Below are 16,710 nucleotides of genomic sequence, written 5' to 3'. Positions count from 1 at the left end.
GTTAAAAGACAAGAATATTGAAGGAGGCGCTTTTTAATGCCTGATTATCAGTATAAACGCATTTTCCTCGTCGTAATGGATTCAGTAGGAATTGGGGAAGCACCTGATGCTGCTGAATTTAATGATGTAGGTGCAGATACACTAGGACATATTGCTGAAAAAATGAACGGGCTTCATATGCCAAATATGGCGAAGCTTGGGCTGAGTCATATTAAAGAAATCAAAGGAATTCCAGCGGATGAGAAACCACTTGCGTATTATGGAAAAATGCAAGAGGCATCAAATGGGAAAGATACAATGACTGGACACTGGGAAATAATGGGTCTTTACATAGACACACCGTTCAGAGTTTTTCCAGACGGATTCCCAGATGAACTACTAAATGAACTAAAAGAAAAAACAGGCAGAGGCATTATTGGAAATAAACCTGCGTCTGGTACTGAAATTTTAGACGAGCTTGGCGAAGAGCACATGAAAACAGGCGATCTAATCGTTTATACATCTGCGGATTCTGTGCTGCAAATTGCTGCGCACGAAGAAGTGGTGCCATTAGATGAACTTTATCGTATTTGTGAAATTGCACGTGAGCTCACATTAGATGAAAAATATATGGTTGGCCGCATTATCGCTCGTCCATTTGTCGGGGAACCTGGTGCGTTTGTCAGAACACCAAACCGTCATGACTATGCTTTAAAACCATTTGACCGAACAGTGATGAATGAGATGAAAGATGATGGGCTCGATGTGATTGCGATCGGCAAAATCTCTGATATTTATGATGGCGAAGGAATCACCTCTTCTCTCAGAACAAAGTCGAACATGGACGGAATGGACAAGCTGGTCGATACACTTAAAACAGACTTTACAGGACTCAGCTTTTTAAACCTTGTTGATTTTGATGCCCTTTACGGACATAGAAGAGATCCAGAGGGTTACGGAAAAGCACTAGAGGAATTTGACGCCCGTCTTCCTGAAGTGTTTGACCTGTTAAAAGAGGATGATCTTTTAGTGATTACAGCAGATCATGGAAATGACCCAGTTCATCACGGAACAGATCATACAAGAGAATACGTTCCGCTCATTGCTTACAGCAAAAAGCATCAAGGAGCAAATGAACTGCCAACTTCAAAAACCTTTGCTGATCTTGGAGCAACGGTCGCAGACAATTTCAAAACAACGATGCCAAAATACGGCACAAGCTTTTTATCTAAACTCAAATAGGGGGAAATCTCGTGGGAGCACAGTTTTCAGAAGCGGCGGCATACATTAAACAAGCATCGACATACGTACCAACAGTTGGATTAATCTTAGGTTCAGGGCTTGGCATTTTAGCAGATGAGATTGAAAATCCAATCAAATTGAAATATGAAGATATTCCTGGATTCCCTGTTTCAACAGTAGAGGGTCATGCAGGACAGCTCGTCATCGGGACGCTGAAAGGCACTGTCGTATGTGCGATGCAAGGACGTTTTCACTTCTATGAAGGATATGATATGAAGCAAGTAACGTTTCCAGTTCGTGTGATGAAAGAAATTGGCATTGAGACTTGCATTGTGACAAATGCAGCCGGCGGTGTGAATACTTCATTTCATCCAGGCGATCTCATGCTGATTACAGATCATATCAATATGATGGGGACCAATCCATTAATTGGACCAAATGACAGTCAAGGCGTTCGTTTCCCTGATATGTCTGCCCCATACGATAAAGATTTGCTCGCACTTGCAGAAGAAACAGCTCAGCGCTTAGGCATATCTGTACAGCAAGGTGTTTATGCAGGGATGACAGGTCCTTCATATGAAACACCGGCTGAAGTTCGTTTCCTTAGAACACTTGGCGCAGATGCTGTAGGCATGTCGACGGTCCCAGAGGTGATTGTTGCGCGTCATGCAGGAATTAAAGTGCTAGGTATTTCATGCATTTCTAATGCGGCATCGGGTATTTTAGATCAGCCGCTGTCTCATGATGAAGTCATTGAAGTAACGGAAAAAGTGAAAACGAGTTTCCTTGAATTAGTAAAAGACATTGTCAAACAACTCTCATAGTATGTTTTAAGAAGCCTTCTGTTTACCAACAGAAGGCTTTTTTTATGGCAATCATACGATCTCTGAATAAAACTGCCTCGATGAGGAAAAAATAGAAAGGATTACGATAATGGAGGTCTGCCACTTGAAACGTCATATATGTGCATTGTTTATTTTAATGATCCTTATCTCAATGGTTTCACCATCAGCGATAGCAAAAGAAAAGATTGAAAAACCAGAAGAAAAACAAACATCAGAATTGGTGCACGAAGCCAAATCAGCCATCTTAATAGAACGTGACACGGGAAAAATGCTTTACAACAAAAACAGCGAGGAAAAGCTGGCACCCGCAAGTATGACCAAAATCATGACGATGCTTCTCATCATGGAAGCCATTGATCAAGGAAAACTGAAAATGACTGACAAGGTAAGAACAAGTGACTATGCAGCTTCAATGGGAGGGTCACAAATCTTCCTTGAACCTGGAGAAGAAATGACTGTGAAAGAAATGCTGAAAGGCATTGCGATTGCGTCTGGAAATGATGCTTCAGTTGCCATGGCAGAGCATATTGCAGGATCTGAAGAACAGTTTGTGGAGCAAATGAACAAAAAGGCAAAAGAACTCGGCCTCACCTCTACGGTCTTTCAAAACCCAACAGGACTTCCTGAAAAAGACCATTACAGTACAGCTCATGATATGGCAAAAATGGCAAAAGAGCTGTTGAAATATGATCAAATCACAAAATTCACAGGTGTTTACGAAGACTATCTCCGTCAAAACACGGATAAAAAATTCTGGCTTGTGAATACGAACCGTTTGATTAAATTTTATCCAGGTGTCGATGGGTTGAAAACAGGTTTTACAGGTGAAGCCAAATATTGTTTGACCGCAACCGCTAAAAAAGGAAACATGCGCGTCATTGCTGTTGTCTTCGGCGCAAGTACACCGAAAGACAGAAACGCTCAAGTGGTCAAAATGTTAGATTATGCATTTAGTCAATACACCACACACCCGCTTTACAAACGAGGACAAGATGTAGCCGAAATCAAGGTAAGCAAAGGGACAAAGAAAAAAATTCAGCTTGTCACCTCTGAACCAATCTCCCTTTTAACGAAAAAAGGCGAAAATGTGGATCAGATTAAAAAAGAAATCAAACTGTCTCAGGATGTTACGGCCCCATTCTCAAAAGGAACGGAACTTGGAACCATTGTCTTGAAAAAAGACGGAAAAGTGCTGCATGAAAGCCCTGTACAAGCCAAAGAAGGAATGGAAAAAGCGGGCGTTTGGACGTTCTTCAAACGAGCGATGGCTGAATTTGTGAAATGGAAATAAAATGTGAAAGGCTGCTGAAACAGGCAGTCTTTTTGCTATGAGGAAGAAGAAAAGAACATCTAAATGTGACGAATGGTCACTAGTTTTGTCATGGTGAAGGATTTAATTGATAAAAAAGAGAAACAATCTTTATCCGAAATTAGAGCAAGGAGGAATAAAAAGATGAGCCTTGATATTCATTTTCAAGTAAAAGAGAGCGTACTTTGCATTCGATTAACAGGAGAGCTCGATCATCACTCCGCAGAAACATTGAGACAAAAGGTGACGAATTATTTGGAAACAGAGGACATTCGCCACATTGTGCTGAATTTGGCTGATTTAACGTTTATGGACAGCTCAGGTCTCGGAGTGATTTTAGGAAGATATAAAGAAATTAAGCAGCTTGGCGGAGAAATGGTCGTCTGTGCTATTTCGCCGGCAGTGAACCGGTTATTTGATATGTCTGGCTTATTTAAAATCATCCGTATGGAGCCTTCAGAGCAAACGGCATTGCAAACATTGGGGGTGGCATCATGAGGAATGAAATGAACCTGACCTTCTCTGCTTTAAGTCAAAATGAATCCTTTGCGAGGGTGACAGTCGCGGCGTTTATCGCCCAGCTTGATCCGACATTAGATGAATTAACAGAAATCAAAACCGTTGTGTCAGAGGCGGTGACAAACTCCATTATCCATGGCTATGATGGGAATCCAGATGGCAAGGTGCATATTGAAGTCACACTTGATGACCATGTTGTGTACCTCACCATCCGTGACGAAGGTATGGGCATTACAGATCTTGAGGAAGCAAGACAGCCGCTTTTCACGACAAAACCAGACTTAGAACGCTCTGGAATGGGCTTTACCATTATGGAGAATTTTATGGATGATGTCATGATCGACTCATCTCCAGAAATGGGCACAACCATCCGATTAACAAAGCATCTATCAAAAAGCAAAGCGCTTTGTAATTAAAGGAGCTGCTCATATGGATGTGGAGGTAAAAAAGCAAGCAAAAAAAGCCCAGCTGTCAAATGATGAAGTTAAAGAGCTCATCAAAAAAAGCCAAGACGGTGATCAGCAAGCAAGAGACCTCCTCGTAGAAAAAAACATGCGTCTTGTTTGGTCCGTTGTTCAGCGCTTTTTAAATAGAGGATATGAACCAGATGATTTGTTTCAAATTGGCTGCATTGGACTGCTAAAATCTGTTGATAAATTTGATTTGTCATATGATGTGAAGTTTTCGACCTACGCTGTCCCAATGATCATTGGTGAAATCCAGCGATTCATTCGGGATGATGGAACAGTCAAAGTCAGCCGGTCACTAAAGGAACTCGGAAATAAAATCCGGCGGGCAAGAGATGAATTGTCCAAGTCTCACGGGAGAATGCCGACTGTCCAGGAAATAGCCGAATATCTTGATATCACACCAGAGGATGTTGTCCTCGCCCAAGAAGCGGTCCGAACGCCGTCGTCGATTCATGAAACGGTGTATGAAAATGACGGGGACCCGATTACATTACTTGATCAAATTGCCGATCATTCAGAAGAAAGATGGTTTGATAAGATCGCGCTGAAAGAAGCGATCAAGGAATTAGAAGAACGAGAAAAACTCATAGTGTACTTAAGATATTATAAAGATCAAACACAATCTGAGGTAGCGGAGAGACTCGGCATTTCACAAGTACAAGTCTCGCGGCTCGAAAAGAAAATTTTAAAGCAAATTCAAATGCAAATGGATCAAAAAGAGAGCTAGCCGATTTGGCTGGCTTTTTTCGTGTGGTAATTACCGGTAAATCAAGTTCTCTCGGTATGAGAACCATTTTTCACCACATACTATTTTTAACCCATCGTATAGGAAGTGACTTGGATGGACGGACAAATCTTTCTTCGGCTGCGCCATCGCATTAAGACCGGTAATGATCAGCTCATTTATTTAGAAGATATCGCCCAAATCACTGGTGATGAGTTTGCTGTGCAAAAACTTAGCAAGATGCCGATATATCATGTCAGTAAAAAAGATCGTCACATCGCCGTTCTTGATATCATGCATGTGGTCAAAACGATCAAAAAATCATGGCCAGATATCGACATTCAAACCGTCGGAGGCGCTGAAGCCATTGTTGAAATTGATACAGGCAAACGCCAGCTTTCTCCCGTTTTATTTGTGTTTGTGTGGCTCTTATTATTTGTTGGAGCGGCGCTTGCCATTATGAATTTCCACGAGGATGTCAGTATGCGGCTTGTTCATATCCGTCTATATGAAATGATCACAGGTCAAACGGTTGAGCATCCTTATTTACTGCAAATTCCATATAGCTTCGGACTAGGCTTTGGCATGATTTTATTTTTCAATCATGTATTTAAAAAGCGTTTAAATGAAGAACCAAGTCCGCTCGAAGTGGAGATGTTTAAATATCAGCTCGATCTCGATCATTATGTCGCCCTTAAAGAAAATAAAGAGACAATGAAAGATATCCATGATCGGTAAGTGGCTTTTTGTCGTGTTAGTTGGACTTGGCGGCGGTTTAACGGTAGGAGCAGGATTTGTGGCATTTCTCACAGTACTTGGCATCATCCCTCGTTTAATGCAATTAACGAAAACGCAGCGCTTCATACAAGGATACGAGGCAGCTGTCATCACCGGGGCGGTCGTTGGCGGCTGGGCAACCTTGAGCGAACTGCATTTGCATTTATCTAAATGGCTGGCGCTCCCAATCGGTCTATTGGCTGGCATTTTCATCGGCATGCTTGCAGCTGCGCTGACTGAAGTATTAAATGTGCTTCCTATATTAACGAAAAGAATTGGAATGGACGGGAAAATTGTTTTGCTTCTCATGGCCATTGTCTTAGGTAAAGTATTTGGTTCACTATTCCATTGGCTGATTTATATTTAAAAATTTGGAGGGAACAACCGTGTCGAGTTTAAAAGAGAACTATCCATCTAAGGTGAAAACGTATCAGCCTAAACCTCCTTATGTCCTCAACTGCATCAAGGCTTTTCTTGTTGGTGGATTGATCTGTGCCATAGGTGAGGGGCTGCAAAATTTCTATATTCACTTTTTTGATTTTAATGAAAAAACAGCAGGGAACCCAACAGTGGCGACTCTCATTTTAATTTCTTCTATATTAACTGGTATCGGTATTTACGATAGAATCGGCCAGTTTGCTGGAGCGGGATCGGCTGTTCCGGTGACAGGATTTGCAAACAGTATGACAAGCGCTGCCCTTGAGCATAAAAGTGAAGGGCTTGTTTTAGGGGTTGCCACCAATATGTTTAAGCTCGCTGGGAACGTCATTGTATTTGGTGTCGTCTCGGCATATGTCGTAGGGATCATTCGATACGTCTTGGAAAAGATGTTTTCGTAGGAGGAATGAAACATGAAACTAACAGGTAAACAATCTTGGGTTTTTGAGCACAAGCTTTACGTCAATGCAGAGGGAACAGCTGCAGGGCCGAAAGAAAAAGAAGGGCCAATTGGTCATTTAATTGATAAAACGTATGACGAAATGCATTGTGATCAAAAGAACTGGGAAATGGCTGAAAGAAAACTGATGGAAGATGCGATATCCAGTGCTTTATCAAAAGCAAATTTGCAAAAAAGCGATATTGATCTATTGCTGGCAGGAGATTTACTCAATCAAAACGTCACAGCAAACTATGTGGCAAGAGAACTGAAAATCCCGTTTCTGTGTTTGTTTGGGGCATGCTCAACCTCAATGGAATCGGTCGCCATTGCGTCAGCACTCATTGATGGCGGTTTTGCCAATAGAGCCATTGCAGCGACAAGCAGTCATAATGCAACGGCAGAACGCCAATTTCGTAATCCAACAGAATACGGCGGACAAAAACCAGATACAGCCACAAGTACCGTCACTGGGAGCGGGGCCGTTATTATTAGCCAGGAGACCTCTCCAATTCAAATTACAAGCGCTACAGTAGGCAGGGTGATGGATCTTGGAATTACAGATCCATTTGACATGGGATCGGCCATGGCTCCGGCAGCGGCAGATACCATCAAGCAGCATTTAGAAGACCTTGGAAGAACGGTGGACGATTACGATCTGATTTTAACAGGGGATTTATCTGGTATTGGTTCACCCATTTTAAAGGATCTTCTGAAGGAAGAAGGCATTCAGCTTGGGAGGAAGCATGATGATTGCGGTTTAATCATCTATACACCCGATCAAAATGTATTCGCTGGTGGGAGCGGCTGTGCTTGTTCAGCTGTTGTGACATTTAGTCACATTTTTCAAGAAATGAAAGCAGGAAATCTGCAAAGAGTACTCGTTGTGGCAACCGGAGCGCTTCTTAGTCCAATGATGGTTCAGCAAAAAGAGACCATTCCAACCATTGCGCACGGTGTCGTATTTGAGCGTGCAGGAGGAGAGAGCTAATGGATTATCTTATCGCTTTTGTTGCAGGCGGACTTATTTGCGTCATTGGCCAGCTTTTACTAGACATACTCAAACTTACGCCTGCACATGTCATGACCACTTTTGTTGTGGCGGGTACCATCTTAGACGGATTCGGTATTTATGATAAATTTATTGAATTTGCGGGTGCGGGCGCAACCGTACCAATCGTCAGCTTTGGGCATAGCTTGCTTCATGGGGCGATGCATCAGGCAGATGTACACGGGTTCATCGGAATCGGGATCGGTATTTTTGAATTAACTTCTGCTGGAATTTCAGCTGCGATTTTATTCTCATTTATTATCGCTCTTATCTTTAAACCGAAAGGATAACCTAATATGGCGCAAAGACGGAAAGTCATTTTAGTGACAGACGGAGATATATATGCTGCCAAAACCATTGAGCTTGCTGCTAAAAATGTCGGTGGGCGATGTATTTCCAGCTCAAAAGGAAATCCAAGCAAACGAACAGGACCTGAACTTGTGCAGATGATTTTAAAAACGCCGAATGATCCAGTGTTTGTCATGTTTGATGATTCTGGCCTGACAGGTGAAGGAACAGGGGAGATAGCGATGAAGCATGTGGCGCGTCATCCTGAAATTGAAGTCATTGGGGCGATCGCCGTTGCATCCAAAACGCATCAAGCTGAATGGACAAAGGTTCATGTTTCCATTGACCGGGAGGGTGAACTGACAGAATACGGTGTCGACAAGCATGGTCTTCCTGAGATGGAACCTCATAAAATGAGCGGAGATACCGTGTATTGTCTTGATTCGCTCGATCTTCCGTTTGTTGTTGGAATTGGAGATATTGGCAAAATGGGACGGAAAGATGATCTGAGCAAAGGATCTCCAATTACAATGAAAGCGGTTGAATTAATTTTAGAAAGGAGTGGTTTCCATGAATAAAGACAAGGTGAACGTGTACCGAGATCCGAAGAAAAATGAAGATTACTTTAAAGAAAATGTCGGAATGGGTCTCAGCTTTGACCTTGGCGTGCGAAAAATTTATATACACGATCAGGAAATCCAACTTTACTATGTAAATGGACTATGTGACACACAGTATGTCATCTACTTATTAAAAGAGCTAGTTGAAATCAATGACAACGAACCTGAATCTGATGACATGGCCCGTGTGATTGAGAATCGTCTTGTCAATCAGCAGGTCTCAAAGGTTGAAACACTTGATGAAGCGGTAGACCAAGTGCTGTCGGGCCTTGTGGCAGTTGTAGTTGAAGGTGAAAACTACGCATTTATCATTGATGTCAGAAGCTATCCTGGCAGAATGCCAGAGGAGCCGGATACAGAAAAGGTTGTCCGGGGCGCAAGAGACGGTTTTGTTGAAAACATTATTGTCAATACAGCACTCATACGAAGACGGGTGCGAGATGAAAAACTGAGATACAAAATGCTCAAAGTAGGCGAACGCTCGAAAGCGGATGTATGTGTTTGCTACATTGAAGATATTGCAGACCCAGATCTTGTCGATATCATAGAGAAAGAAGTGTCAGGAATCAAAGTCGACGGGCTGACGATGTCTGATAAAACAATTGAAGAATTCATTATTAAACAAGGATACAATCCCTTTCCCCTTGTACGTTACACCGAGCGTCCAGATGTCGCCGCTAACCATATACTAGAAGGGCATGTCATCATCATCACGGATACATCTCCTAGTGTCATCATTACGCCAACCACCATTTTTCACCACGTTCAACATGCAGAAGAATACCGCCAAGCACCTGCAGTTGGTACGTTCCTAAGATGGGTACGCTTTTTAGGCATTTTATGTTCAACGTTTCTTTTACCGATTTGGTTTCTGTTTATCCTTGAACCAAGTCTTCTGCCAGATAATTTAAGCTATATTGGCTTTAACAAACCGTCCCATATTCCCGTGATTTTACAAGTGTTTCTAGCTGATTTTGGAGTGGAATTTTTAAGGATGGCTGCGATTCATACGCCAACTGCCTTGTCGACCGCCATGGGGCTGATTGCGGCTGTTTTAATTGGACAAATTGCCATTGATGTCGGTTTATTTACACCAGAGGTCATCTTATACGTCTCACTAGCGGCAATCGGTACATTTACTACCCCAAGCTATGAGCTGAGTGTCGCCAATAAGATTGTACGACTCATCATATTAGCGCTCGTGGCGATCTTTAAGCTGAATGGACTCATCATTGGTTTTACGTTGTTACTCATCTACTTAACATCCATTCGTTCATTGCAGACGCCTTATATGTGGCCATTTCTTCCTTTTAACGGGAAGGCTTTGTGGCAAGTGCTGATTCGGACGTCTGTTCCTGGCTCAAAAGTAAGGCCAAGCATTGTTCACCCTCAAAACAGATCAAAAATTCCGCCAAATTCTTAACGCTCATTGAAAGTGGCTGAAGATTGTGATATTGTATTTTTAACTTTGAGAAACGGCAAAAAGGCAGCTCACGCAGCTGTCTTTTTTCAGCCGAGGCGGAGAAAGAGGGAATGACATTGTATTTACACGGCACTTGCAGACAAAATGAACTCGGTCATTTAGAAATTGGTGGTGTTGATGCCGTTTCTTTAGCTGAAACGTATGGGACACCACTTTATGTATATGATGTGGCTTTAATACGGGAGCGTGCAAAAAGCTTTCAAAAAGCATTTATAGAAGAAGAGTTAAAAGCGCAGGTAGCATATGCGAGTAAAGCATTTTCCTCCATCGCAATGTTTCAGCTTGCTAAGGAAGAAGGATTATCTCTTGATGTCGTATCAGGCGGGGAGCTTCACACAGCCATTTGCGCCGGGTTTCCGGTAGAAAAAATTCATTTCCATGGCAACAATAAAAGCAGAGATGAATTAAAAATGGCGTTAGAGCAAGAGATCGGCTGTATCGTCGTAGATAATTTTTACGAAATGAAACTCATTGAAGAGCTTGGTCAAGAGCTCTCAAAAAAGGTGAAAGTACTGCTGCGTATCACACCAGGTGTCGAAGCGCATACGCATGATTACATTACAACTGGCCAAGAGGATTCCAAATTCGGTTTTGACCTTCACAATGGACAAGCAGATGAAGCGGTGAAACAAGTGCTTGGATCAGAAGTGATCGAACTTTTAGGCGTACATTGCCATATTGGTTCACAAATATTTGATACAGCTGGTTTTGTCCTTGCAGCAGACAAGATCTTTTTGAAGCTGGATGAATGGAGAGAATCATTTGGTTTTATTTCGACTGTATTAAACTTAGGCGGCGGCTTTGGTATCCGTTATACAGAAGAAGATGAACCACTTCCTGCGACAGAATACGTCGAGAAAATTATCCAAGCTGTAAAAGAGAACGTGACACGCTATGAGTTTGATATGCCGGAGATTTGGATTGAGCCAGGCCGCTCTCTTGTTGGAGATGCAGGGACAACGCTTTATACGATCGGTTCATCAAAACACGTACCTGGTATTCGCGATTATGTTGCGGTAGATGGGGGAATGAGTGACAACATTCGTCCAGCTTTATATCAAGCGAAATATGAAGCGGCAAGTGCCAACAAAATGAGCCAATCGCATGATCAAACGGTTTCTATTGCAGGGAAATGCTGTGAAAGTGGAGATATGCTTATTTGGGATATCGATCTGCCAGAGTTATCACAAGGAGACTTATTAGCGGTCTTTTGTACCGGAGCTTACGGCTACAGTATGTCAAATAATTATAACCGTATCCCGCGCCCGGCTGTTGTATTTGTAGAAGACGGGGAAGCGCAGCTTGTGGTTGAACGCGAAACATATGCGGATATTGTCAAACTTGATTTACCTTATCAATCAAAAGTAAAATCATCTACGTAAAAAAAGCTGCCTGATGTACAGGCAGCTTTTTATGATGACTTATTTTCCTCCAGTAAATACAGAGACGATCGCGTTCCAAATGGAGACAAAGAAATCCCAAATCTTTTGAAGTAGGTTTTTCCCTTCATCTGATTCTATGAATTTCGTAATCTTGTCTTTTGCTTTATCGATTTGAGACCCTACTTGGTTCCAATCGATATTGATGTTCTTCATTTTATCGAATAGTGAAACAAGTTGATCCTTTTGCTCTTGCGTTAGATTTAAGTTTAAATCAGAAGCAGCCTGATCCACTTTTTCTTCGACTTCTTTTGTTGTTTTAGGGACACCATTTTTCGCAATGTCATCCTTAATTTTTGCGATAAGGGCAGAAGCATTGTCTTTCCCGATGGAGTCACCCAATTTAGACGTTGTCACAAGCTCTTCGTTTGCTACCTGCTTCACATCTTCTGGAATGGCTTTGTCGCTAGACACTTCATAGGCCTTTAATAAACCCGTCAGTGCGGCTGTACCAGAGACTTCAAACGGTGCAGTCACAACAACTTTGGCATCCTTGACACCGGCTGTCATTAAAGCATTTAAATACATCTCATCTGTAATGGTCTTGATGTTATGAGTATCCACAGTCAGACCAGTACCTGATTTTTCTATGGTGATCGATGAAGATGATAATGCTCTCGTTCCGATAGAAGAACGGGGGATATACTTTCCTAAATATTCATGCTCTTCTTTATTGGTTACTTCAATTTTTGTCGCATTTTCAGGTGGATTCAACTCGTCAAGCACCTTCTGGCGATCAGCCGGAGTTAAGTCTTGCCCAAGTGTGACGATGACATCGCCGACAGCTGCATCCGCTAAGCTGACTTTTGGCGCACCAATGAGGAAAAGGAGCGCTGCCATCATACTAAGCATTGATTTTTTAAACATGTTGACCTCCTTCAAGTCGAAAGGGTTCCTCTTTCAAGAGAAACTCATCTTTTGAGTACACGTAAAGAAATGTACTCCATCATATAGACGTAACAAATCGATTCGACGTTTCAATTTTCTTTTTAAGATGTTTTCCTTTTCCAAAAAATAAAGACATGTTGCTCATTCTGTCACCAATTTAATAGGAAAAAAGGATCAAGCTCTTCTATTGTATCAATCCTAAGAAAAGAGGTAAATCACAATCAAAGAGCAGAGGATGTTTAACATGGCCAAAAATGTGCTATAATGAGCGTTGTTTAACCTGAAAGGAGAATGTGAAAAATGGCGAAAAAAGGATACATACAACTAACGAATGGTAAGAAACTTGAGTTTGAACTATACCCAGAGGCTGCTCCTGGTACAGTAGCAAACTTTGAAAAATTAGCGAATGAAGGCTTCTACGATGGACTGAAATTCCACCGCGTCATCCCTGGTTTCGTAAGCCAAGGCGGCGATCCAAACGGTAATGGAACTGGTGGTCCTGGTTACACAATTAAATGTGAAACAGAAGGAAATCCACATCAACACGAAAGAGGTTCATTATCAATGGCGCATGCTGGTAAAGACACGGGCGGCAGCCAATTCTTTATCGTCCATGACCCGCAGCCGCACTTAAACGGTGTTCACACTGTTTTTGGCAAAGTAACATCTGGTATCGAGGCTGTTCTAGATATGGAACAAGGCCAAGGAATGGAAAAAGTCGAAGTTTTCGATGCTTAATCCTTAATCCAAAACACCGCTTAAACGCGGTGTTTTTTATTATCAATCTGATTTTACGGTTAATTGTTCCGTGAGGCGGTAGGTGATGAACCAATATAAAAGGGTAATGGCGCTGACAGAGGCGCCAAATAAACATACTCCGCCCCAGCCATTGTTTGCGTATATGCTGGTGGAAGCAATGGAACCAGTCGCACTGCCGATGGAGTAAAAAATCATATAAGCAGCAGTAAGCCGGCTTCTCGCCTCAGGCAGCACTGTGAAAATCATGCTTTGGTTGGTCACATGTACAGCTTGTACAGATAGGTCAAGAATGATAATACCGATGATTAATAAAATGAGTGAATATTCTGTGAAATAGATAAAAACCCATGAAATGAGTAATAGGACAAGAGCTATAAAAGTTGTTAATTGTCCTAAGCCTCGATCAGCAAGCCGTCCAGCCCGGGCAGCGCCTAATGCCCCGGCAACTCCGGCAAGACCAAATGCCCCGATCGCCGTATGTGAAAGATTGTGTGGCGAGCTGCTGAGAGGCAGCACGAGTGAAGTCCACAACGTACCAAACACGATAAAGATCAGAAAACCCAGTATGCCTCGGATGCGAAGAATTCGTTCTTGTCTGAACAATATAAACATTGAAGCGAGCAGCTTCATATAGGATATAGACGCTCTCTTGCTGTGAGCACGCGGGAGATACCGGTATAACACGCCGGTTATAATGAGCATCATAACGGCAGACACGAGATAGACTGACCTCCAGCCAGCGAGATCGGTTAGTACACCAGCAAACGTTCGTGCGAGAAGAATACCAATCACAATGCCACTTTGAACCAAGCCCACGATACGGCCTCGTTCTTCAGGGGCAGCCCATGTCGCTGCGAACGCTACGAGTACCTGAGTGACCACAGCAAGCATGCCGACGGCAGCCAGCCCTATGAACAGGACGGTGGCAGTAGGGGCGATGCCGACTAGAATCAGAGATAACACGAATACTAGCATCTGAGCCATGATGAGCCGCCTTTGATTAAACAGATCACCAAGTGGTACGATCAGTAGCAGTCCTAGTGCATAACAAAGTTGAGTAATCGTAATGACCATGCCAATGGATGAATAGGTGATACCAAACTCGGATGCGAGAGAGTCTAATAACGGTTGCGCAAAGTATATGTTTGCAACTGCCATCCCGCAGGCTGACGCAAACAGCAGAGCCATATAGCGAGTCATCGCTTGTTTCGGTTTGTTTTGTAAGTGAGCCGTTTCAAAATCAAGATGTTCAATGGAAGTGTTTTTTCTTTCACCATGCATGTCATCGTCTCCTTTTGTACTAAAAAGTATAATGTACTGATCGGTATATTATGATTCCTGTTAAGGATAACCAACAAAACATTTTAAAGTCAATACTTTCATTTTGAAAGAGGAAGGCAATTTGACAATCATACATCGATAAAATAAAATTATAATGTACCGATTGGTAATCAAATAGAGAATGATATCAAAAAATAGATGCCTGACTTTGTGAAGAAATTATAATGTTGAAATGAGGAATTGCTGATGGTTCGACAACGGGAATTTGACAAGGAAAAAGCATTGGATGAGGCAATGGTGCTTTTTTGGGAAAAGGGGTATAGGGCCGCTACATTAAGCGATTTGACTGAAAAAATGGGAATACAGCGGCCAAGTTTATACTCAGCGTTTGGAGATAAAGAGGAATTATTTGAGGCTGCATTACGCAAATACACAAAGCAGCATGCTGCCCATATTCGAACAAAACTTCAAAACAATCTTTCTGTCAAGGAAGCATTTCATGCATTATTTGCAGATTTAGTAGAAGAGGAATATAGAGATGGTCCGAGTAAAGGGTGTTTTTGCATCAATACAATAGTGGAACTTGCGCCACACGAAGAGAAATTTGAAATTCTGACAAGAGAGCATCAGATGTATCTTTCCGTCATTTTCGAAGAAAGAATTATTCAAGGTATTCGCTCGGGTGAGCTCAAAAGCAGCCTGAATGCGAAAGCTTTAGCACAAACACTGGTCGTTTCTTTCATAGGACTGACCGTTCTCATGAAATCTCGTCCAGAGCGTTCATTTGTAGATCATTCTGTAGCGACGATACTTTCCATATTAAAATAAAATGGACAACATACTATGGCATCCTCCTTCAATAAGAGTGATAGCGTATTTTGAACTAAATATCAAAATACGCTTTTTCTTTTAGGTCAGTGATGGACAAAATTCGATTTTGTGATATGATAAGAGAACAAACATTCGTATTTGTGGGTGTCACCACATTGTTAGTACAAATCAAAAAAGCGTGGTCATGCTGAAAGAAAGCAGGAGATAATTTGAAACCATTAACAAAAGAAGAAAAAAATCAAATGATGATTGCCATTCAGCGTTATTTTGCCGAAGAACGAGAAGAAGAAATTGGTGAATTAGCAGCCATCAATATACTAGAATTTATCACAAAAAATCTTGGAAGCTACTATTATAATCAAGGGGTTCGTGACAGCCGAAACATCGCTGTTCAGAGATCGCAATTGTTAGAGGAAGATTTATTCGCACTCGAAAAAAGATGATCATCAATGATGTGTGCCTTGCTAACTGATAAAGAGGAAAGAGACCCCCTTAATAAAGAACGCATATTCGTAACATATGTAATGATGAAAAGGTGGAACCAAAGGTCCATCTCAATCGTTATATAAGTAACCATTAATGGAAATCAGCTTTTTTGGTTTTATTTCAACAAAAGAAGGAATAAAACATACAAATAGGCGAAGTGCAGATGATGGAGGTTCTAAATATGGGGAAAATTAAATTGAAAATGGCCATTTTATTTGTTTTACTGCTTTTTTTAGGCGTAGGTTATTTATACATGAATGGCATGAAAATTGAAGATGTGCCAACAGCCATTGGTGAGAGCTTAACAAATAATGATAAAGATTATACCATCTATGAATATACCATTACGAAAATTGACGGAGATGAATATTACGGTCAAGCAAAAAACGGCACGAAAATCATTTTTAATGGAAAGAAATTCGAAGATGATGTGGCCGACTTGAAAAAAGGCGATCGTATTAAAGCCTACTTTAGTAATGAAAAAAGAATAGATGGTCTTATAAAAGTAGTAAAAGTCGTTAATTAACAAGTCTCCTTTCCTATAAGGAGGCTTTTTTTTGTGAAAAATCTTGATTGTTGCATTTGCCAACAAGGATCGCTATAATATCCCCTAAGGACAGCTGAATATCGATTGTATCCTTCGGGGCAGGGTGAAAATCCCGACCGACGGTAATAAAGCAAATGCTTTACAGCCCGTGACCCGTTAATTTATTAACGGTTGATTCAGTGAAAAGCTGAAGCCGACAGTGAAAGTCTGGATGGGAGAAGGATAAAGAAAGCTATGAACGAAAAATATTTGTTGATCATAGTTTTATTTCTAATGCAAAAAAGCCAAAGCCCCG

General features: G+C 41.7%; 20 protein-coding genes and 1 riboswitch. Of the genes, 18 read left to right on the top strand and 2 right to left on the bottom strand.

All coding sequences use genetic code 11. The annotated features are described in order from the left end of the window. Positions 1 to 36 precede the first annotated feature (36 nt). The 14 genes from deoB to lysA all read left to right on the top strand — a co-directional run bounded on the left by deoB (position 37) and on the right by lysA (position 11,566). Positions 37 to 1,221, top strand: a complete 1,185-nt coding sequence (gene deoB / locus MHI16_RS10825; RefSeq protein WP_268465992.1) for a phosphopentomutase — start codon at positions 37 to 39, stop codon at positions 1,219 to 1,221. 11 nt (positions 1,222 to 1,232) lie between these two features. Next, positions 1,233 to 2,045, top strand: coding sequence for a purine-nucleoside phosphorylase (locus MHI16_RS10820; RefSeq protein ID WP_058014768.1), 813 nt, complete (start codon positions 1,233 to 1,235; stop codon positions 2,043 to 2,045). Between the two features lie 124 nt (positions 2,046 to 2,169). Next, positions 2,170 to 3,357, top strand: coding sequence for a D-alanyl-D-alanine carboxypeptidase family protein (locus MHI16_RS10815; protein ID WP_268465990.1), 1,188 nt, complete (start codon positions 2,170 to 2,172; stop codon positions 3,355 to 3,357). 162 nt (positions 3,358 to 3,519) lie between these two features. Further along, the gene (gene spoIIAA, locus MHI16_RS10810) at positions 3,520 to 3,873 is read left to right on the top strand and encodes an anti-sigma F factor antagonist (protein ID WP_044141066.1); all 354 of its coding nucleotides are present in this window, start codon (positions 3,520 to 3,522) and stop codon (positions 3,871 to 3,873) included. Next, a complete protein-coding gene (gene spoIIAB / locus MHI16_RS10805) occupies positions 3,870 to 4,310 on the top strand; it encodes an anti-sigma F factor (protein WP_012010447.1) in 441 nt (146 codons plus the stop codon). Before spoIIAA ends, spoIIAB begins: the two co-directional genes overlap by 4 nt. Positions 4,311 to 4,323: 13 nt before the next feature. Further along, on the top strand, positions 4,324 to 5,091 hold the full coding sequence (gene sigF / locus MHI16_RS10800) for an RNA polymerase sporulation sigma factor SigF (RefSeq protein ID WP_003215778.1): 768 nt from the start codon (positions 4,324 to 4,326) through the stop codon (positions 5,089 to 5,091). Between the two features lie 114 nt (positions 5,092 to 5,205). Continuing rightward, positions 5,206 to 5,826: a stage V sporulation protein AA gene (locus MHI16_RS10795; RefSeq protein ID WP_058014771.1), complete on the top strand. Its 621-nt coding sequence runs from the start codon at positions 5,206 to 5,208 to the stop codon at positions 5,824 to 5,826. Next, entirely contained in the window at positions 5,816 to 6,232 is a 417-nt protein-coding gene (locus MHI16_RS10790; protein ID WP_058014772.1) for a stage V sporulation protein AB, read from the top strand. Before MHI16_RS10795 ends, MHI16_RS10790 begins: the two co-directional genes overlap by 11 nt. Positions 6,233 to 6,251: 19 nt before the next feature. Then, positions 6,252 to 6,704, top strand: coding sequence for a stage V sporulation protein AC (gene spoVAC, locus MHI16_RS10785; RefSeq protein WP_058014773.1), 453 nt, complete (start codon positions 6,252 to 6,254; stop codon positions 6,702 to 6,704). Between the two features lie 12 nt (positions 6,705 to 6,716). Then, positions 6,717 to 7,733 carry a stage V sporulation protein AD gene (gene spoVAD, locus MHI16_RS10780; RefSeq protein WP_003215736.1) on the top strand — a complete coding sequence of 339 codons (1,017 nt, stop codon included), beginning with the start codon at positions 6,717 to 6,719 and terminating at the stop codon, positions 7,731 to 7,733. After that, positions 7,733 to 8,083: a stage V sporulation protein AE gene (gene spoVAE, locus MHI16_RS10775; protein ID WP_003215479.1), complete on the top strand. Its 351-nt coding sequence runs from the start codon at positions 7,733 to 7,735 to the stop codon at positions 8,081 to 8,083. The genes spoVAD and spoVAE overlap by 1 nt, the downstream gene beginning before the upstream one ends. 6 nt (positions 8,084 to 8,089) lie before the next feature. Further along, complete coding sequence (locus tag MHI16_RS10770) at positions 8,090 to 8,659, top strand: stage V sporulation protein AE (protein WP_268465986.1); 570 nt, start codon at positions 8,090 to 8,092, stop codon at positions 8,657 to 8,659. Next, positions 8,652 to 10,124 (top strand): spore germination protein, encoded by a 1,473-nt coding sequence (locus tag MHI16_RS10765; protein WP_268465984.1) that lies wholly within the window; start codon positions 8,652 to 8,654, stop codon positions 10,122 to 10,124. Before MHI16_RS10770 ends, MHI16_RS10765 begins: the two co-directional genes overlap by 8 nt. 116 nt (positions 10,125 to 10,240) lie before the next feature. Then, positions 10,241 to 11,566 (top strand): diaminopimelate decarboxylase, encoded by a 1,326-nt coding sequence (gene lysA, locus MHI16_RS10760; protein ID WP_180310792.1) that lies wholly within the window; start codon positions 10,241 to 10,243, stop codon positions 11,564 to 11,566. Positions 11,567 to 11,605: 39 nt separating this feature from the next. Here the strand turns inward: lysA and MHI16_RS10755 are convergent, their stop codons facing one another. Beyond that, positions 11,606 to 12,490 carry a DUF1002 domain-containing protein gene (locus MHI16_RS10755; RefSeq protein ID WP_061408419.1) on the bottom strand — a complete coding sequence of 295 codons (885 nt, stop codon included), beginning with the start codon at positions 12,488 to 12,490 and terminating at the stop codon, positions 11,606 to 11,608. A gap of 321 nt (positions 12,491 to 12,811) precedes the next feature. Between MHI16_RS10755 and MHI16_RS10750 the strand changes: the two genes are divergently transcribed. Then, the gene (locus MHI16_RS10750; protein ID WP_003215505.1) at positions 12,812 to 13,249 is read left to right on the top strand and encodes a peptidylprolyl isomerase; all 438 of its coding nucleotides are present in this window, start codon (positions 12,812 to 12,814) and stop codon (positions 13,247 to 13,249) included. A gap of 42 nt (positions 13,250 to 13,291) precedes the next feature. Here the strand turns inward: MHI16_RS10750 and MHI16_RS10745 are convergent, their stop codons facing one another. Continuing rightward, complete coding sequence (locus MHI16_RS10745) at positions 13,292 to 14,551, bottom strand: MFS transporter (protein WP_061408416.1); 1,260 nt, start codon at positions 14,549 to 14,551, stop codon at positions 13,292 to 13,294. Positions 14,552 to 14,797: 246 nt separating this feature from the next. Here MHI16_RS10745 and MHI16_RS10740 point away from each other — a divergent pair, with 246 nt between their 5' ends. From MHI16_RS10740 to MHI16_RS10730, 3 genes are all read left to right on the top strand, one after another. Further along, complete coding sequence (locus tag MHI16_RS10740; RefSeq protein ID WP_061408413.1) at positions 14,798 to 15,379, top strand: TetR/AcrR family transcriptional regulator; 582 nt, start codon at positions 14,798 to 14,800, stop codon at positions 15,377 to 15,379. A gap of 212 nt (positions 15,380 to 15,591) precedes the next feature. Beyond that, on the top strand, positions 15,592 to 15,825 hold the full coding sequence (locus MHI16_RS10735) for a DUF2164 domain-containing protein (RefSeq protein WP_003215556.1): 234 nt from the start codon (positions 15,592 to 15,594) through the stop codon (positions 15,823 to 15,825). Between the two features lie 224 nt (positions 15,826 to 16,049). Then, positions 16,050 to 16,394, top strand: a complete 345-nt coding sequence (locus tag MHI16_RS10730) for a hypothetical protein (protein ID WP_058014778.1) — start codon at positions 16,050 to 16,052, stop codon at positions 16,392 to 16,394. 106 nt (positions 16,395 to 16,500) lie between these two features. Beyond that, positions 16,501 to 16,642, top strand: a riboswitch (FMN riboswitch). Positions 16,643 to 16,710: the final 68 nt, after the last annotated feature.

Source organism: Bacillus sp. FSL K6-0923 (assembly GCF_038630825.1).
In the GTDB taxonomy this organism is placed as follows: Bacteria; Bacillota; Bacilli; order Bacillales; family Bacillaceae; genus Bacillus; species Bacillus pumilus.
Note: the sequence above shows the minus strand (reverse complement) of the source record. Positions and strands in the feature narration are given on the sequence as shown.

Bases quoted from the DNA above. Each gene is read 5' to 3' on its own strand.
- MHI16_RS10755 (WP_061408419.1), bottom strand. From the start codon at position 12,490: ATGTTTAAAAAATCAATGCTTAGTATGATGGCAGCGCTCCTTTTCCTC.
- spoIIAB (WP_012010447.1), top strand. From the start codon at position 3,870: ATGAGGAATGAAATGAACCTGACCTTCTCTGCTTTAAGTCAAAATGAA.
- MHI16_RS10745 (WP_061408416.1), bottom strand. From the start codon at position 14,551: ATGCATGGTGAAAGAAAAAACACTTCCATTGAACATCTTGATTTTGAA.
- MHI16_RS10740 (WP_061408413.1), top strand. From the start codon at position 14,798: ATGGTTCGACAACGGGAATTTGACAAGGAAAAAGCATTGGATGAGGCA.
- MHI16_RS10795 (WP_058014771.1), top strand. From the start codon at position 5,206: ATGGACGGACAAATCTTTCTTCGGCTGCGCCATCGCATTAAGACCGGT.
- MHI16_RS10730 (WP_058014778.1), top strand. From the start codon at position 16,050: ATGGGGAAAATTAAATTGAAAATGGCCATTTTATTTGTTTTACTGCTT.
- MHI16_RS10790 (WP_058014772.1), top strand. From the start codon at position 5,816: ATGATCGGTAAGTGGCTTTTTGTCGTGTTAGTTGGACTTGGCGGCGGT.
- sigF (WP_003215778.1), top strand. From the start codon at position 4,324: ATGGATGTGGAGGTAAAAAAGCAAGCAAAAAAAGCCCAGCTGTCAAAT.
- MHI16_RS10750 (WP_003215505.1), top strand. From the start codon at position 12,812: ATGGCGAAAAAAGGATACATACAACTAACGAATGGTAAGAAACTTGAG.
- spoVAD (WP_003215736.1), top strand. From the start codon at position 6,717: ATGAAACTAACAGGTAAACAATCTTGGGTTTTTGAGCACAAGCTTTAC.
- spoIIAA (WP_044141066.1), top strand. From the start codon at position 3,520: ATGAGCCTTGATATTCATTTTCAAGTAAAAGAGAGCGTACTTTGCATT.
- MHI16_RS10765 (WP_268465984.1), top strand. From the start codon at position 8,652: ATGAATAAAGACAAGGTGAACGTGTACCGAGATCCGAAGAAAAATGAA.
- MHI16_RS10770 (WP_268465986.1), top strand. From the start codon at position 8,090: ATGGCGCAAAGACGGAAAGTCATTTTAGTGACAGACGGAGATATATAT.
- deoB (WP_268465992.1), top strand. From the start codon at position 37: ATGCCTGATTATCAGTATAAACGCATTTTCCTCGTCGTAATGGATTCA.
- spoVAE (WP_003215479.1), top strand. From the start codon at position 7,733: ATGGATTATCTTATCGCTTTTGTTGCAGGCGGACTTATTTGCGTCATT.